The organism is Nonomuraea sp. CX421 (assembly GCF_059358955.1).
Window position 1 is genome coordinate 22,129 of sequence record NZ_JCADBK010000025.1, and the last position, 14,995, is coordinate 37,123.

The following is a 14,995-nucleotide window of genomic DNA, read 5'->3' on the forward strand; positions in this document are numbered from 1 at the left end:
GACGGCCCGCCCCAGGAGCGGGCACCCCGCTGTGGTGTCCGGGCGTGGCCTGGCCAGCGGGTGTCCGGGCTGGAAGCGCCCCCGGAAGCCGCTGAATGAGCCGAGGCTCGAGGACGGGTTGTGGGGAGAGGATGGTTGGAGATATTGTCGACAATCTCGTAGATAATCGCTGGCGATCTTAGGTCACCGCTGGGGCCGAGTCGTTCCATGGGACGATCCGGCGGTGTCGTCGCCCCCACCGGAAAAGGATCGGGTATGCCGACCAAGGGACCCCTGCTGGTCATCACCGCTCATCCAGGAGACTTCGTGTGGCGCGCCGGAGGGGCGATCGCGCTGGCGACCCAGAGCGGGCAGCGCGCGGTGATCGCGTGTCTCAGTTTCGGCGAGCGAGGTGAGTCCGCCGGCCTGTGGCGCAAGGGCCACACCTTGGACGAGGTCAAGGCCGTGCGGCGCGAGGAGGGCGAGAAGGCGGCCGCCGCGCTGGGCGCCGAGGCGGTCTTCTTCGACGCCGGTGACTACCCGTTGGTAGAGACGCCGGAGCTGACCCGGTCGCTGGTCGACTTGTACCGGAGCCTGCAGCCGACCGTCGTGCTGACGCACGCGCCGAGTGACCCGTACAACATCGACCATCCCGTCGCCGGTGAGATCGCCCGCAGGACGCGCATCCTCGCCCAGGCGGCGGGCGTGCCGGGAGATGGCGAGGTGATCGGCGCGCCTCCGGTCTTCTGCTTCGAGCCGCACCAGCCGGAGGTGTGCGACTTCAAGCCGGACGTGCTGCTGGACATCACGCCGGTGTGGGAACGGAAGCTCGCGGCGATGCGCAGTCTCGGCGCGCAGGGCCACCTGGTGGAGTACTACACCGACCTGGGCCGCCGTCGCGGGGTGCAGGCCAAGCGCAACAGCGGGCCGAACCTGGGGCTGCCCGTGGACACGTTCGCCGAGGCCTACCAGCGGGTCTACCCGCAGGTCACCTCCGAGCTGGCCTAGGAGGGGCTTCGCATGGCAGGACATCATGTCGTACGGAACGTGAAGCGGCCCGCTCCCGAGGTGGTCAAGGGACTGCGCGACGCCGGGGTGGCCACGGTGCACGAGGCGGCGGGGCGTACGGGGCTGGTGGCCCCGGCCGTCAGGCCACGGCAGGACGGCGCGGTGATCGCGGGGCCCGCGATCACGGTGTCGAGCCATCCCGGCGACAACCTGATGATCCACGCGGCCGTGGAGATGTGCCAGGAGGGCGACGTGCTCGTGGTGACGACGACGTCCCCCTCCACCGACGGCATGTTCGGCGACCTGCTCGCCGCGTCGCTGCTCGCCAGGGGAGTGGTGGGACTCGTGACCGACGCCGGGGTGCGCGACATCGCCGCCCTGCGCGCGATGGGGTTCCCCGTCTGGGCGCGCGCCGTCTCGGCGCAGGGCACCGTCAAGGCCAGCCCCGGCTCCGTCAACGTGCCGGTGGTCTGCGGCGGCCGGCTGGTACGCCCTGGCGACGTCGTGGTCGCCGACGACGACGGGGTCATGTGCGTGCCCGCCCGGTCGGCCGAGGACGTGCTGGAACGGTCACGGGCCCGGATCGCCGCTGAGGAGGACAAGCGGGCGGCGCTGGGCTCCGGAGTGCTCGGCCTCGACATGTACGGCCTGCGCGAGGTGCTCACCCGGCTGGGCGTCACCTACGTGGACGACCTGCCCGAGGAAGGCTCGTGAAGCCGCGCGTCGCCCCGCTCCGGCTCGATCAGGCCGGCTACCCGGCGTCCCGCCGGCTTGGCGCCCGCGCGCGCGTCACCGGCTTCGACCTCGCGTGGACCAGGCGTCCGGCGTGAACACCGTCGAAGAGATCGAGGACGCGGGGATCCGGTGCGCGCTGATGCGCGGCGGCACCTCGAAGGGGGCCTACTTCCTGGCCGAGGACCTGCCCGCCGAGCCGGACCGGCGCGACGACCTGCTGCTGCGGCTGATGGGCTCGCCCGACGCCCGGCAGATCGACGGCATCGGCGGCGGCCACCCGCTGACGAGCAAGGTCGCGGTGGTGTCGCGCTCGGCGGATCCGGAGGCCGACGTCGACTACCTGTTCCTGCAGGTGCAGGTCACCGAGGCCGGTGTCTCGGCGCGGCAGACCTGCGGCAACATCCTGGCCGGCGTCGCGCCGTTCGCCATCGAGCGCGGACTGGTGCCGCCGGCCGGTGACACCACCCGGGTGCGCATCCGCATCGTCAACGGCGGCGGTGTGGCGACCGCCACCGTGGACACCCGTGACGGCCGGGTGAGGTACGCGGGCGGCACGCGCATCTCGGGGGTGCCGTTCCCGGCCGCGCCGGTGACCCTGGACTTCGCCGGCACGGAGGGCGCCACCTGCGGCAGCCTGCTGCCCACCGGCTCGGTTCGCGACGAGATCGCCGGCGTGGAGACGACCTGCGTCGACAACGGCATGCCCGTGGTGCTGATCGCCGCCCGGGCGCTCGGCGTGACGGGGTACGAGTCTCCCGCCGAGTTGGAGGGCGACGAGACGCTCAAGGCGAAGGTCGAGGAGATCCGGCTGCGGGCCGGTGCGCTCATGGGGCTGGGCGACGTGCGCGCGACCACCGTGCCCAAGATGACCCTGGTGGCCGCGCCCCGCGACGGGGGCACGCTCTCGACCCGGACCTTCATCCCGCACCGGGTGCACACCTCCATCGGCGTCCTGGGCGCGGTCTCCGTCGCCACCGCCGTCCTCATCGAGGGCTCGGTCGCCTCCGAGGTCGCCTCTGAGGTCGCCGCCGAGGTCGCCGCCGAGGGGGCCGCAGAGGTGACTCGCGAGGCGGCCGGCGGTGCCGGGAGCGAGGGCGGTGCGGCCGTGACCACGGCACCGGGAGGCACCCTGCGGATCGAGCATCCGACCGGTTTCTTCGACACCGCGATCGAGGTGTCGGGCAGCGGGGCGGACCTGCGCGTCCGCCGTTCGGGAGTGGTGCGGACCGCGCGCAAGCTCTTCGACGGCCGGGTCTGGCCGCGCGAGCGCTGAATCCCGGCCGTTCATCCGAAATGCGGTCCTGTAGTGCCGTCCCAATGCCGTTCATCCGAAGTGCCGTTCACCTGAAGTTCTGAGAACCCAGGCGCCGCGAGCCGTCTCGTCAGAGCGCCACCAGCAGACCAGCAGACCAGCAGACCAAGAGGAGATCCGATGCGGCCAGCAGCGTTCCGTGACATCGCCCATGTGGGCTCGGTCGAGCTTTTCACCTCGGTGCCGGAGGAGACGCGTGACTTCTTCGTCGACCTGATGGCGATGAAGGAGGTCCACCGGGAGGGCGACTCGATCTACGTGCACGCGTGGGACGACTACGAGCGCCACACCGTGAAGATCACCGGCCGGGACCGGGCCGGAGTGGGCCGGACGTTCCTGCGGGCGGCGAGCCCGGAGGCGCTGCGGCGCCGGGTCGCGGCCATCGAGGAGGCCGGGCTCGGCACGGGATGGAGTGACGCGGAGTTCGGCCTTGGACCCGCCTACCTCTTCGCCGACCCCGACGGCCACGAAATGGGCCTGTACTACGAGACGGAGAGGTACGTCGCGACCGAGGAGCATCGGCCGTCGCTGAAGAACCAGGCCTCGGCCTTCCCCGGCAGAGGGGCCAACGTCCGGCGCCTCGACCATGTGAACTTCCTCGCCTCGGACGTGCCGGCCGCCTCCGCCTTCATGTCCGGCACGCTGGGCGCCCGGGCCACCGAGCAGATCGTCACCGACGAGGGCGAGACGGCCGCCATCTGGTATTCGGTCTCCGACAAGTCCTACGACCTCGTCTACACCTCCGACTGGCTCGGCGCGCGGGGACGGCTGCACCATGTGGCGTTCGCGACCGACACCCGCGAGGACATCCTGCGGGCCGCCGACGTGTTCCTGGAGGCGGGCGTCCACATCGAGACCGGCCCCCACAAGCACGCCATCCAGCAGACGTTCTTCCTCTACGTCTGGGAGCCCGGCGGCAACCGCATCGAACTGTGCAACGCCGGCGCCCGGCTGATCCTGGCCCCCGACTGGGAGGTCATCACGTGGACGCAGGCGGAGCGCGCCAAGGGCCAGGCCTGGGGGCTGAAGACCATCGAGTCGTTCCACACGCACGGAACCCCGGTGATCGACTGACGCCCACGCGCCGCCCGCCCGCACCCCCGGCGGCACGCGGGCGGGGGTGCGGGCGTGGAGATCATGGTGTCATTCTCGGCACCTATACTGTTGACACCTTCAGTCGCCGCCCAGCGGCGACCGACACGGGAGGGAAGGTCATGGGAGCGGGCGATCCCCAGGATCTGGTCGTGGTGAAGATTCGCCGCGCGGTGCTGGACGGGCACTTCGCCCCGGGGCAACGTCTCGTCGAATCCGAGCTGTGCGATCTCTACCAGGTCAGCCGGTCCACCGTGCGGCAGGCGCTGCGTGAGCTCGTCGCCGACGGCCTCATCGAGGTGCAGCGCAACAAGGGCGCGCGGGTCCGCACGATCTCGACCGCCGAGGCGGTGGAGATCACCGAGGTGCGGATGGTGCTTGAGGGCCTGCTGGCGGCGAAGGCGGCGGAGCGGGTCACGCCCGCGCAGGCCGAGAGGCTGCTCGGCATCAAGGACGCGATGCGCGAGCGGGTGGCGGCGCACGACCCGCTGGCCTACTCCGATCTCAACGCCTCGCTGCACGCCCTCATCCAGGAGATCGCCGGGCAGGTGACCGCCCGCACCATCCTGGTCCGGCTCCAGGCCCAGCTCGTCCGCCACCAGTTCCGGCTGTCGCTGCAGCCGGGGCGGTCCACCGTCTCCCTCAGCCAGCACGAGAAGATCGTCGACGCCATCGTCGCCCGCGACCCGGCCGGCGCGGAGGCCGCGATGCGTGCGCACCTGCGCGACGTGATCACCCAGATCTCACAGTCCACGACGCCCCTCGCCGGGGCGGCGGTGCCGGCCACGTCCTGATCGATCGGGCCATCCCCGACGCGTCATCCCCAGTCAGTGGCAGGCCGCGGCGTTCGCGCCGTCGGCCCGCTCTGACGTGCCCGGATGCCCTCCCAAGTGTGGCGACAAGTTTGGCGCCTCTCTTGGTTCATAAATCGTTGACAATCGCGTACATAATCAATAGCGTCACCGACGAGCGGTGTCATCAGGTGAGGACAGCCATCGGCCGGCTGCCGTCTCGCGACTGCTCCGCGCGGCCACCGAAAGGGCGCCGCCGTGCGCACCCCGACGTCCGGCCTGCTCTCCGCTGAGGACCGGCAGCGCGACCGGTGTCCGTCCCGCGCCGCTAGGAGGGCGGAGGACGGCACGCCGACCCCCGCCGGGGCCTCGTCCGATCGAGCCCCGACGTCATCTCACCCCCCAGACCGAAGCCCTGGAGAAGCACCGTGACCACAATTCGCGCGGCTCTGGCCGCCGCCGCCGTTCTCCTGCTCGCCGCGTGCGGGAGCGGGCAGAGTCCTTCCTCCGACGCCGGTGACCCGGCCTCGGCCGGTGTCACCCCGGTGAAGGTCAGCGTCATCCCCATCATCGACGTCGCGCCGATCTACCTCGGCGACCAGCAGGGATTCTTCGCCGAGGAGGGGCTGAAGCTGGAGCTGGTGTCCGCCCAGGGCGGCGCCGCGATCGTGCCCGCGGTCGTCAGCGGTCAGGTGGACTTCGGGTTCAGCAACTTCACGTCGCTGATCATCGCCAGGTCCAAGGGCCTGCCCCTCAAGGTCGTCGCGCCCGGAGCCGCCTCGACAGGCGTCCAGGACAAGGACTTCGGCGGCGTGGTCGTCAAGGCCGGCAGCCCGCTGAAGTCGGCCAAGGACCTCGCCGGCAAGCGCGTCGCGGTCAACACGCTGAACAACATCAACGACACCACGGTCCGGGCCGCCATCCGGGCCGACGGTGGCGACCCGAAGAACGTCAACTTCACCGAGCTGGCCTTCCCGGACATGCTCGCCGCCCTGGACAAGGGCAACGTCGACGCGGTCCAGGTCGTCGAGCCCTTCCTCGCGACCGCCAAGAAGAACGGTGACCGCGTCATCGCGTCCAACTACGTGGACACCGCCCCCGGCCTGACCATCGCCGGCTACTTCACCTCCGAGCAGACCGCCACCTCCAAGCCCGACCTGGTGAAGCGCTTCTCCGCCGCGATGCTGAAGTCGCTGAAGTACGCCACCGACAATCCGGACGCGGTGCGCAAGGTCCTGCTGACCTACACGAAGATCGACCCGGCGCTGACCGACTCGCTCACGCTCCCGACGTACCCGTCGGAGATCAACACCAAGTCGCTGGAGACCCTGTCGTCGCTCGCGGTGCAGGACGGTCTGATCGAGAGCGCTCCCGACCTCAGCGGGCTCCTTCCGTGACGGCGGCGGTGACGGCGGGCGCACCGCGACGGGGCCAGGGCGGACGCCGTCACCGCGCTCTGCCCGCCTGGCTCCTCGGTCTGATCGGCCTGGCCGGGCTGGTGGCCGTGGTGGAGCTGGCGCCGAGGGCCGGGCTGGTGGACACGCGCTACCTGCCGCCGTTCAGCCAGATGGTCTCGGCGCTGGCGGAGCAGGCCGCGACGGCCGAGTTCTGGCAGGCGCTGCTGGAGACGCTGCGCGGCTGGGCGATCGGCCTGTCGATCGCCATGGTCGCGGGCGTGGCGCTGGGCATCCTGATCGGCGGCATCCCGCTGGTGCGGGCCGCGCTGAACTCCACGATCGAGTTCCTGCGCCCGATCCCGTCGGTGGCGCTGATCCCGCTGGCCGTGCTGCTGTTCGGCACGGACATGCGCTCGACGCTGCTGCTGGTGGTGTACGCCTCCTTCTGGCAGGTGCTGGTCCAGGTGTTGTACGGCGTGCGGGACGTGGATCCGGTCGCCCGGGAGACCGCGCGCTCGTACCGCTTCCGCCCGCTGACCCAGGTGCGCACGGTGATCTGGCCGACCGCGCTGCCGTACGTGATGACCGGGTTCCGGCTGGGCGCGGCGGTGGCGTTGATCCTGGAGATCACCGGCGAGCTGATCATCGGGTCGCCCGGGCTCGGCAAGCAGATCGCGGTGGCGCAGACCTCGGGCGCGGTGGCCTCGATGTACGCGCTGGTCATCGTGGTCGGTCTGATAGGTGTGGTCGTCAACGTGATCGCGCGCGCCACCGAGCGCCGGGCACTGCGTTGGCACCCTTCGATCCGTAGGGAAGTGTCCTCTTGAGCGCGATGGATGCGGGCCGGAAGATCCTGCTGCTGCTGGCCGTGCCGGTGCTGCTGATCGCGGCCTGGTGGGTGGCGACGGCGGGTAGCACGAACTTCTTCTGGCCGCCGCTGGCCCAGATCGCCGGCACGTTCGGCGAGACGTGGTTCACCGGCCGGTTCACCGCCGACGTGCTGCCCAGCCTGGCCCGGCTGCTGGTGGGTTACCTGGCGGCCGTGGTGCTGGGCGTGGGCCTGGGCACCGCGATCGGTTCGTCGCGCACGCTGCGCGGCCTGCTGGAGCCGGTGCTGGAGTTCTTCCGGGCGATCCCGTCGCCGGTGCTGGTGCCGATCCTCATGCTGTTCGCCGGCATCGGGAACGAGATGAAGGTGCTGGTGATCGTCTCCGGGTGCGTCTGGCCGGTGCTGCTGAACACGGTCGAGGGCGTGCGCGCGCTCGACGAGGTGCTGCGCGACACCGCCCGCTGCTACCGGCTGCGCCGCCGCTCGCGGCTCATCCACCTGGTGCTGCGCGGCGCCAGCCCGCAGATCGCGGCCGGCGCCCGGCAGGCGCTGTCCATCGGGATCATTCTGATGGTGATCAGCGAGATGTTCGCCGCGAGCAACGGCGTGGGCTTCACCATCATCCAGTTCCAGCGCAGCTTCGCGATCCCGCAGATGTGGACCGGGATCATCATGCTCGGCCTGATCGGCATCGTGCTGTCGCTGATCTTCCGGGTGGTGGAGGCCCGGCTGCTGAGCTGGTACACCGGACTGCGCATGTCACAGCGAGAGGGCTGAGATGACCACCACCCCCTTCGGCGCCGCCGCGCGCCCGGAGACCACCACCGTGATGCTGGACGTCCGCGGCCTGAAGAAGGTCTACGAGGGCCGGGGCCGCACCGTCGAGGCGGTCCGCGACCTGACGTTCACCGTCGGCTCCGGCGAGCTCGTCTGCATCGTCGGCCCCTCCGGCGCCGGCAAGACCACCCTGCTGCGGTGCATCGCCGGGCTGCTCGACTGCACCTCCGGCGAGGTGGTTCTGGAAGGCGAGAAGGTGACCGGCCCGCCCCCGGGCATGGCCGTGGTCTTCCAGGAGTACGGCCGCAGCCTGTTCCCCTGGATGACCGTGCGGCAGAACGTCGAGCTGCCGCTGAAGGAGAAGAAGGTTCCCAAGGCCGAACGCCGGCGGCTGGTCCAGGAGGCGCTGGAGGCCGTCGGGCTGTCCGAGGCCCAGGACGCGCACCCCTTCCAGCTGTCCGGAGGCATGCAGCAGCGGGTGGCCATCGCCCGTGCCGTCGCCTACGAGCCGCACCTGCTGCTCATGGACGAGCCGTTCGCCGCCGTCGACGCCCAGACCCGGGCCGATCTCGAGGACCTGGTCAGGTCCCTGTGGAAGCGCCTCGGCGTCACCGTGCTGTTCGTCACCCACGACATCGACGAGGCCGTCTACCTCGGCCGGCGCGTCATCGTCCTGTCCAGCTCGCCGACGGTCGTGCTCGAAGAGGTCACCGTCGACCTGCCGGACGAGCGTGACCAGCTCACCACCCGCTCGCTGCCGCGCTTCGCCGAGCTGCGCGGGCACGTCTACGAGCTGGTCCAGCAGGCCAAGAGCGGCCACCGCCCGGCCTCCTGAGCGCGCCGCCCGCCGGGCGCCCGCCGCGCCCGCGGGCGCGCGCCAGGGCTCATCGGCCGAAAGTACGCCTGGTTGGGTGGACGATCGGCCGGTTCGGATCGGGCCGTTCTCCTGATGAGCCGCGTCGCCTCGATCGTCATGATCGGGGCATGAGCGACGAGAGCACGACAGGACATCTCCCGTTCCCCCGGCCGCCGCGAAGCGACCGCCCGGCAGACGACCGGAACCGAGCGAGGGTTTCCCCGGCCGGTTCCTCCACGCGGGCGGGGTGGCTCGTGCCCGCCGCGCTGATCCTGCTCAGCGCCGTTCCCATGGTCGCGGGCGCCGTGCGCCTCAACGAACTGGCCGGTGGTGCGGCGATCACGCCGGAGAACGCACGGTTCTTCGCGGCCCCCCTGCCCGTGGTGGCGCACATTCTGTGCGTCAGCCTCTACTGCGTTCTGGGGGCCTTCCAGTTCGCCGCGGGTTTCCGCCGGCGCAGGCCCGGCTGGCACCGCGCCGCCGGGCGGCTCCTGATCCCGAGCGGACTGGGCGCGGCGCTCACGGGGCTCTGGATGACCCTGTTCTATCTCAGCCCTCCCGGCGACGGTGAGCTCCTCGCCGGCCTCCGGCTCGTGTTCGGCACGGCCATGGTCGTGGTCATCCTCCTCGGTCTCGCCGCGATCCGGCGGCGGGACATCGCCCGGCACCGCGCATGGATGATCCGCGGTTACGCGATCGGGCAGGGGGCGGGCACACAGGCGCTGACTCTTGCGCTGTGGTTCCTGATCGCCGGCCCCCCCGGAGAGCTTCCCAGGGCGCTGCTCGTGGGCGCCGGGTGGATGATCAACCTCGTGGTGGCCGAGTGGGTCATCCGTAGGCGGCCACGCACCTCGACTCATCCGAGGCGCCGTTCCACTCGGGACACCAGGTGGGGTCAGCCCATCGGCGAGGATCGCACCTTCTGATCGGCTCATGCTTCTCACCCCTCTCCAGATCAGGCGTTCGTGATCCGATACCCCACGCCGGGCGTGGTGGTGATGGCCGGCGGCTCACCGAGTTTGCGGCGCAGCCGGCCGATGGTGACCGTGACGGTGTTGGTCAGGGGGTTCGCGTGCTCGTCCCACACCTGTTCGAGCAGGTCCTCGGCGCTGAGGAAGGCGGGGGCGGCGCGCAGGAGCGCTTCGAGCAGGGCGAACTCCTTGACCGACAGGTCCAGGTGACGGCCGTCGCGGGTGGCGGTGCGGCGCAGCGGATCGAGCTCGAGGCCGGCCGCGCGCAGCGTACGAGGCCGGGAGGAGGGCCGGCGGCGGGCCAGGGCGCGGACGCGCAGCACCAACTCGGGGAAGTGGAAGGGCTTGGCCAGGTAGTCGTCGGCACCCAGGGTCAGGCCGCTGACCCGGTCGACGGGGGAGTCGGCGGCGGTCAGCATCAGGACCATGACCCGGTCGTCCTGTTCGGTGATCATCTGACAGAGCGTGTCGCCGTGGATGCCCGGTAGGTCACGGTCGAGGACGACCACGTCGTAGGCGTTGAGGTCGAGCTTGGCGGCGGCTTCCAGACCGTCGTGGGCCACGTCCACGGCCATGCCCTGATCGCTCAGACCTTCGACGAGCACGGCGGCGAGGGAGCGGGCATCCTCGACCACGAGCACTCTCATGCCGGGACCTCCGCCGGTGCGGCCGACAAGGGCAGCGAGACGGCGACGCAGAGGCCGCCTTCGGGCCGGGCCCGCAGGTCGAGGGCGCCGCCGTGCGCGGCGGCGATGGCCGCGACGATCGACAGGCCGAGCCCGGAGCCGTCGCCGGGGCGGGTCCGGTCGGCGCCGAGCCGCTGGAAGGGCTGGGCCAGCCGATCGACCTGCTCCTGGCCGAGAACGCGGCCGCCGGTCTCGACGACGAGCCGAGCCGTCGTGCCGTCGGCGGAGGCGGCGACTCGGATCCAGCCGCCTTCCTGGTTGTGGGTGACGGCGTTGTCGACGACGTTGTCGATCATGCGGGTGAGGAGCGTGCTGTTTCCCTGCGTCCACGCGTCGTCATCGCCAGCGGTGCCGGGGGAGCGGACGGTGAGCCGCTTGGCGGCGATGTCGGCCGCCCGGGCGTTCAGGGCGTCGGCCGCCAGACGGCCGAGCGGGAGCGTCGTGCGGTCGGACAGGGCGCCGTGCTGGGCGCGCGCCAGGATGAGGAAGCCTTCGAGGAGCCGGTCGACCTGGTCGAGCTCGGCACGGAGCCGGCCGGCCAGCGCGGCGGTCTGCGCCGGCACGGGTTCGGGCTTAGCCAGGGCCACGTCCAGGGACGCGCGCATGGTGGTCAGCGGAGTGCGGAGCTCGTGAGAGGCGTTGGCCACGAACCGGCGCTGCGCGGCGAACGAGCTCTCCAGTCGTTCCAGCAACTCGTCGATGGTGTCGGCGAGGTCCTTGACCTCGTCGGCGGGGCCCTGCGCGGCCAGCCGCTCGTGCAGGTTGTCGGCGGAGATCCGGCGGGTGGCCGTGGTGATCGTCCGCAGCGGGCGCAGCACCCGGCTCGCGATGACCCGGCCCAGAACGACCGAAACCACGCCCATGACCGCCAGCGCCACCGCCGAGCCGATCAGGAGCTGGCGCGACTGGGCCGCGTGCGCGTCCGACAGCTGGGCTTGGAGCCAGTCGATGCGCTCGGTGGCCGCGGCGAGCGTGGCCGGCTCGACCGGCGTGGTCCCGGCGGGCACGGACTGGGTGACCCGGGTCCCTCCGAGGCCCACGAGGTTGGTGATGACCAGCAGTCCGACTCCGGACAGCAGGAACATGACTCCGTACAGGACGGTGAAGCGCCGTCGTGCGGTGCGCGCCGGTCGTCGCCACTTTCTCATGAGGTCCAGGATGCCGGGCCGGACCTAACAGCGATGTGACGGCATCCGTTCGGCCCGTGTTAGGGCCGGGGCCGTACAACCGATCGCATGCGAGCAACCATCGAAGTCAACGGGCTGCGCAAGCGGTTCGGCCGGACCACGGCGCTGGACGGCATGTCGTTCACCGTGCTGCCGGGGCAGGTCACCGGGTTCGTCGGACCCAACGGGTCGGGCAAGTCCACCACGATGCGGGTGATCCTCGGCCTGGACGCGGCCGACGAGGGCCACGCGCTGATCGGCGGGCAGCCGTACCCGAGCCTGCGCGAACCGCTCAGCCACGTCGGTGCGCTGCTGGACGCGTCCGCGCTGCAACCCGGCCGCACCGCGCGCGACCACCTGCTGTGGCTGGCCCACTCCCAGGGCCTTTCCGGCAGGCGGGTCGACGAGGTGCTCGAACAGGTGGGGCTGCGGTCCGCGGCCCGGCGCAAGGCGGGCGGCTTCTCGCTGGGCATGCGGCAGCGGCTCGGCATCGCGGCCGCGCTGCTCGGGGACCCGCCGGTGCTCATGCTGGACGAGCCGGTCAACGGCCTGGACCCCGAGGGCATCGTGTGGATGCGCGGCCTCCTGCGGTCGCTGGCCGGGGAGGGGCGGGCCCTGCTGGTGTCCAGCCATCTGATGAGCGAAGTGGAGGACACCGCCGACCATCTCGTGGTGGTGGGCAAGGGCCGCGTCATCGCCGACACCAGCGTGGCCGACCTCATCGCGGCCGCCTCCCATGGCCGGGTCACCCTGCGCACGCCGGCGCGCTCCGCGGCGATGTCGGCGCTGGGTCAGGCCGGCGCCACGCCGGCCGTCACCGATCGCGACACTCTCGTCGTCTCCGGGCTGCCGGCCGAGCGGATCGTGGCCGTCCTCAACGCGAACGCGGTGCCGTTCTCCGAAGTGGCGGCGCATCGGGTGACGCTGGAGCAGGCCTACCTGGACCTCACCGGTGACGCGGTCGAATACCGGGGAGCGGCCCGATGAGCGCCATCACACAGCGCTCCGAGCCGCGGACCGGGCGCGGGGACTTCGGGCGGCTGCTGCGCGCCGAGTGGACCAAGTTCAGGACGGTACGCGGCTGGGTGGTCACCATGACGGCGGCGGCGCTGGTCACCGTGTTGCTCGGGCTGCTGTCCGCGTCCGGTGAGCACTCCTCGTGCGGCGCCGGGCCGGTCGAGACCGCCTGCCAACCGCCTCCTGTCGGGCCGGACGGCGAAGGGGTGGACGACTCCTTCTTCTTCGTGCACCGGTCATTGGCCGGCGACGGCGGCATCACCGCCCGCCTCACCTCCCTGACCGGCGTGATCCGCAAGCCCGACGTCATCCCGGGGCAACGGAACACGGTCGCCGGGGTCGTGCCGTGGGCGAAGGCCGGAATCATGATCAAGGAAAGTACCAGGCGGGGCTCGCCGTACGCGGCGGTCATGATGACCGGCGAGCACGGGGTGCGGATGCAGCACAACTTCACCCACGACGTGGCCGGCCGGCCGGGCGGCGTCTCCAGGCAGGCGGCGCGCTGGCTGCGGCTGACCCGCTTCGGCGACACCCTCACCGGATACGAGTCCGCCGACGGCGCGAACTGGACCCGCATCGGCACCGCATCCCTGGCCGGGCTGCCGGCGACCGTCCAGGTCGGGCTGTTCGCGGCCTCGCCGGGCGACCTGATGGTCACGCAAGAGGATCTCGGCGGGTCCACCGCGGCGGTCCGCTTCACCGAGGCCACCGGCGAGTTCGACCAGGTCAAGCTGGAGGGCGAGGTGTCCGGTGCCTGGCGCGAGGACGACATCCGCGGCGGCCCTCTCAAGCCTGACGGGTCGGTGCACCACCCGGGCCGTGCCGCCCGGTCCGGCGACACCTTCTCCGTCACCGGCGTCGGCGACATCGCGCCGGTCATCGAGGGCCCGTTCGCCGAACGCCCCCTCGGCAGCGCGACGGCCGGGCTGATCCTGGTGATCGTGGTGGCGGTTCTGTTCATCACGGCTGAATACCGGCACGGCCTGATCCGGGTCACCCTGCTGGCCGGCCCGCGCCGCGGCCGGACGCTGGCGGCCAAGGCCCTGGCGCTCGGCCTGGTCACCTTCGCCGCCGCGCTGCCCGCCGTCGTGATCACGTTCCTGGTCGGCGGGCGGATCCTGCGAGCCAACGGCAACGTCATCCTCCCGGTGCCGGTGCTCACCCAGGTGCGCGTCGTGGCCGGCATGGCGGCGGTCTTCGCACTGGTCGCCGTGCTCGCCCTCGCCCTCGGCGCGCTGCTGCGGCGCGGCGTCGCGGCGGTCATCACCGCCGTCGCGGTGATCGTGGTGCCGCTCGTCCTCGCGACCACCTCGATCCTGCCCGACAGCGCCGCGCGATGGCTGCTGCGCGTCACGCCGGCGGCCGGCTTCGCCGTCCAGCAGAGCATCCCCGAGTACGCGCACGTGCTCAGCCACTACGCGCCCACCGCCGGGTTCTACCCACTGCCGCCGTGGGCCGGCCTCGCCGTGCTGGCCGGATATGCCGCGCTCGCCCTCGGCCTGGCCGTTTTCCGGCTCCGCCGGAGGGACGCATGAGCCGCCCGCACGTCCGCCGGAGTCGGCATGAGACATCACCACCTGTACGACTGCCGGCGTCGCTGGAGGAGCGTATGAGAAAGCACCTGCATGCGGAGTGGACGAAACTCCGCACCCTGACGGACACCGGCCGGCTGCTGCTGACGATCGTGGTGCTGACCGTCGCCGTGAGCGTCGCGGCCTCCGCCGTCGTGTCCTGTTCCTCGGACGGCTGCGGCTACGACCCCGCCAAGATCAGCCTCTTCGGGGTCCAGGTGAGCCAGGCGGCCGTCGCCGTCCTCGCCGTCCTGGCGATCAGCGGCGAATACGGCACCGGCATGATCCGCGTCACCCTGACGGCCATGCCGCACCGGATCGGTCTGCTGGCCGCCAAGGCGATCCTCGTGGCCGGGCTGACCCTGACCGCCGGGAGCGTCGCCGTGCTCGTCTCCCTGCCGGTCGCGCGGCGCATCCTGCTCGGCAACGGCTTCGCCGCCGAGACGCTCAACCTGACCAGCGGCCCCATGCTGCGCGCCGCCGTCGGCTCGGTGCTCTACCTGGTGCTGATCGCCCTGTTCAGCCTGGGGGTCGCCACCGCCGTACGGGACTCCGCGACCGCCATCGGGGTCGTGCTCGGTCTGCTCTACCTCTTTCCCGCCCTCCTCTTGGTGATCGCCGACGAGGACTGGCAGCGGATCGTGTGGCAGATCTCCCCGACGAACGCCGGGCTCGCCGTCCAGGCCACCACCAACCTCGCCGGCCTGCCCCTCAGCCCCTGGGCGGGCCTGGGCGTGCCGGCCGCCTGGGCCGTCGCGGCGCTGCTGGGCGGCGGGCTGCTGCTACGGGTGCGCGACGCGTAGCGCCG

General features: G+C 71.6%; 15 protein-coding genes. 13 read left to right on the plus strand and 2 right to left on the minus strand.

Annotated elements, in window-relative coordinates; all coding sequences use genetic code 11:
• Window positions 1-255: 255 nt before the first annotated feature.
• From AC5L3X_RS31890 to AC5L3X_RS31935, 10 genes are all read left to right on the plus strand, one after another.
• A complete protein-coding gene (locus tag AC5L3X_RS31890; protein WP_494861955.1) occupies window positions 256-987 on the plus strand; it encodes a PIG-L deacetylase family protein in 732 nt (243 codons plus the stop codon).
• Window positions 988-999: 12 nt separating this feature from the next.
• Window positions 1,000-1,701: a 4-carboxy-4-hydroxy-2-oxoadipate aldolase/oxaloacetate decarboxylase gene (locus AC5L3X_RS31895; RefSeq protein WP_494861957.1), complete on the plus strand. Its 702-nt coding sequence runs from the start codon at window positions 1,000-1,002 to the stop codon at window positions 1,699-1,701.
• A gap of 112 nt (window positions 1,702-1,813) precedes the next feature.
• Window positions 1,814-2,995, plus strand: a complete 1,182-nt coding sequence (locus AC5L3X_RS31900; protein ID WP_494861958.1) for a 4-oxalomesaconate tautomerase — start codon at window positions 1,814-1,816, stop codon at window positions 2,993-2,995.
• A gap of 159 nt (window positions 2,996-3,154) precedes the next feature.
• Complete coding sequence (locus AC5L3X_RS31905) at window positions 3,155-4,108, plus strand: VOC family protein (RefSeq protein ID WP_494861960.1); 954 nt, start codon at window positions 3,155-3,157, stop codon at window positions 4,106-4,108.
• A gap of 140 nt (window positions 4,109-4,248) precedes the next feature.
• Window positions 4,249-4,920 carry a GntR family transcriptional regulator gene (locus tag AC5L3X_RS31910; RefSeq protein WP_494861962.1) on the plus strand — a complete coding sequence of 224 codons (672 nt, stop codon included), beginning with the start codon at window positions 4,249-4,251 and terminating at the stop codon, window positions 4,918-4,920.
• A 425-nt stretch (window positions 4,921-5,345) separates the two neighbouring features.
• Window positions 5,346-6,314: an ABC transporter substrate-binding protein gene (locus tag AC5L3X_RS31915; protein ID WP_494861963.1), complete on the plus strand. Its 969-nt coding sequence runs from the start codon at window positions 5,346-5,348 to the stop codon at window positions 6,312-6,314.
• Entirely contained in the window at window positions 6,311-7,141 is an 831-nt protein-coding gene (locus AC5L3X_RS31920; protein WP_494861965.1) for an ABC transporter permease, read from the plus strand. Before AC5L3X_RS31915 ends, AC5L3X_RS31920 begins: the two co-directional genes overlap by 4 nt.
• Window positions 7,142-7,146: 5 nt before the next feature.
• Window positions 7,147-7,920 (plus strand): ABC transporter permease, encoded by a 774-nt coding sequence (locus tag AC5L3X_RS31925; RefSeq protein WP_494862083.1) that lies wholly within the window; start codon window positions 7,147-7,149, stop codon window positions 7,918-7,920.
• A gap of 52 nt (window positions 7,921-7,972) precedes the next feature.
• On the plus strand, window positions 7,973-8,755 hold the full coding sequence (locus AC5L3X_RS31930; protein ID WP_225264001.1) for an ABC transporter ATP-binding protein: 783 nt from the start codon (window positions 7,973-7,975) through the stop codon (window positions 8,753-8,755).
• A gap of 275 nt (window positions 8,756-9,030) precedes the next feature.
• The gene (locus tag AC5L3X_RS31935) at window positions 9,031-9,702 is read left to right on the plus strand and encodes a DUF2306 domain-containing protein (protein ID WP_494861967.1); all 672 of its coding nucleotides are present in this window, start codon (window positions 9,031-9,033) and stop codon (window positions 9,700-9,702) included.
• A 29-nt stretch (window positions 9,703-9,731) separates the two neighbouring features.
• Here the strand turns inward: AC5L3X_RS31935 and AC5L3X_RS31940 are convergent, their stop codons facing one another.
• The gene (locus AC5L3X_RS31940; protein ID WP_494861969.1) at window positions 9,732-10,394 is read right to left on the minus strand and encodes a response regulator transcription factor; all 663 of its coding nucleotides are present in this window, start codon (window positions 10,392-10,394) and stop codon (window positions 9,732-9,734) included.
• A complete protein-coding gene (locus tag AC5L3X_RS31945) occupies window positions 10,391-11,581 on the minus strand; it encodes a sensor histidine kinase (protein WP_494861970.1) in 1,191 nt (396 codons plus the stop codon). Before AC5L3X_RS31945 ends, AC5L3X_RS31940 begins: the two co-directional genes overlap by 4 nt.
• Window positions 11,582-11,668: 87 nt before the next feature.
• Between AC5L3X_RS31945 and AC5L3X_RS31950 the strand changes: the two genes are divergently transcribed.
• The 3 genes from AC5L3X_RS31950 to AC5L3X_RS31960 all read left to right on the plus strand — a co-directional run bounded on the left by AC5L3X_RS31950 (window position 11,669) and on the right by AC5L3X_RS31960 (window position 14,990).
• Complete coding sequence (locus tag AC5L3X_RS31950) at window positions 11,669-12,586, plus strand: ABC transporter ATP-binding protein (protein ID WP_494861971.1); 918 nt, start codon at window positions 11,669-11,671, stop codon at window positions 12,584-12,586.
• On the plus strand, window positions 12,583-14,151 hold the full coding sequence (locus AC5L3X_RS31955; protein WP_494861972.1) for a DUF1349 domain-containing protein: 1,569 nt from the start codon (window positions 12,583-12,585) through the stop codon (window positions 14,149-14,151). The genes AC5L3X_RS31950 and AC5L3X_RS31955 overlap by 4 nt, the downstream gene beginning before the upstream one ends.
• A gap of 74 nt (window positions 14,152-14,225) precedes the next feature.
• Window positions 14,226-14,990 carry an ABC transporter permease gene (locus AC5L3X_RS31960; protein WP_494861974.1) on the plus strand — a complete coding sequence of 255 codons (765 nt, stop codon included), beginning with the start codon at window positions 14,226-14,228 and terminating at the stop codon, window positions 14,988-14,990.
• Window positions 14,991-14,995: the final 5 nt, after the last annotated feature.

What these genes read in the sequence shown, in the direction of transcription:
- AC5L3X_RS31890 (WP_494861955.1), top strand. Translation starts at nt 256, where the DNA reads ATGCCGACCAAGGGACCCCTGCTGGTCATCACCGCTCATCCAGGAGAC.
- AC5L3X_RS31895 (WP_494861957.1), top strand. Translation starts at nt 1,000, where the DNA reads ATGGCAGGACATCATGTCGTACGGAACGTGAAGCGGCCCGCTCCCGAG.
- AC5L3X_RS31930 (WP_225264001.1), top strand. Translation starts at nt 7,973, where the DNA reads ATGCTGGACGTCCGCGGCCTGAAGAAGGTCTACGAGGGCCGGGGCCGC.
- AC5L3X_RS31910 (WP_494861962.1), top strand. Translation starts at nt 4,249, where the DNA reads ATGGGAGCGGGCGATCCCCAGGATCTGGTCGTGGTGAAGATTCGCCGC.
- AC5L3X_RS31905 (WP_494861960.1), top strand. Translation starts at nt 3,155, where the DNA reads ATGCGGCCAGCAGCGTTCCGTGACATCGCCCATGTGGGCTCGGTCGAG.
- AC5L3X_RS31940 (WP_494861969.1), bottom strand. Translation starts at nt 10,394, where the DNA reads ATGAGAGTGCTCGTGGTCGAGGATGCCCGCTCCCTCGCCGCCGTGCTC.
- AC5L3X_RS31955 (WP_494861972.1), top strand. Translation starts at nt 12,583, where the DNA reads ATGAGCGCCATCACACAGCGCTCCGAGCCGCGGACCGGGCGCGGGGAC.
- AC5L3X_RS31950 (WP_494861971.1), top strand. Translation starts at nt 11,669, where the DNA reads ATGCGAGCAACCATCGAAGTCAACGGGCTGCGCAAGCGGTTCGGCCGG.
- AC5L3X_RS31925 (WP_494862083.1), top strand. Translation starts at nt 7,147, where the DNA reads ATGGATGCGGGCCGGAAGATCCTGCTGCTGCTGGCCGTGCCGGTGCTG.
- AC5L3X_RS31945 (WP_494861970.1), bottom strand. Translation starts at nt 11,581, where the DNA reads ATGAGAAAGTGGCGACGACCGGCGCGCACCGCACGACGGCGCTTCACC.
- AC5L3X_RS31960 (WP_494861974.1), top strand. Translation starts at nt 14,226, where the DNA reads ATGAGAAAGCACCTGCATGCGGAGTGGACGAAACTCCGCACCCTGACG.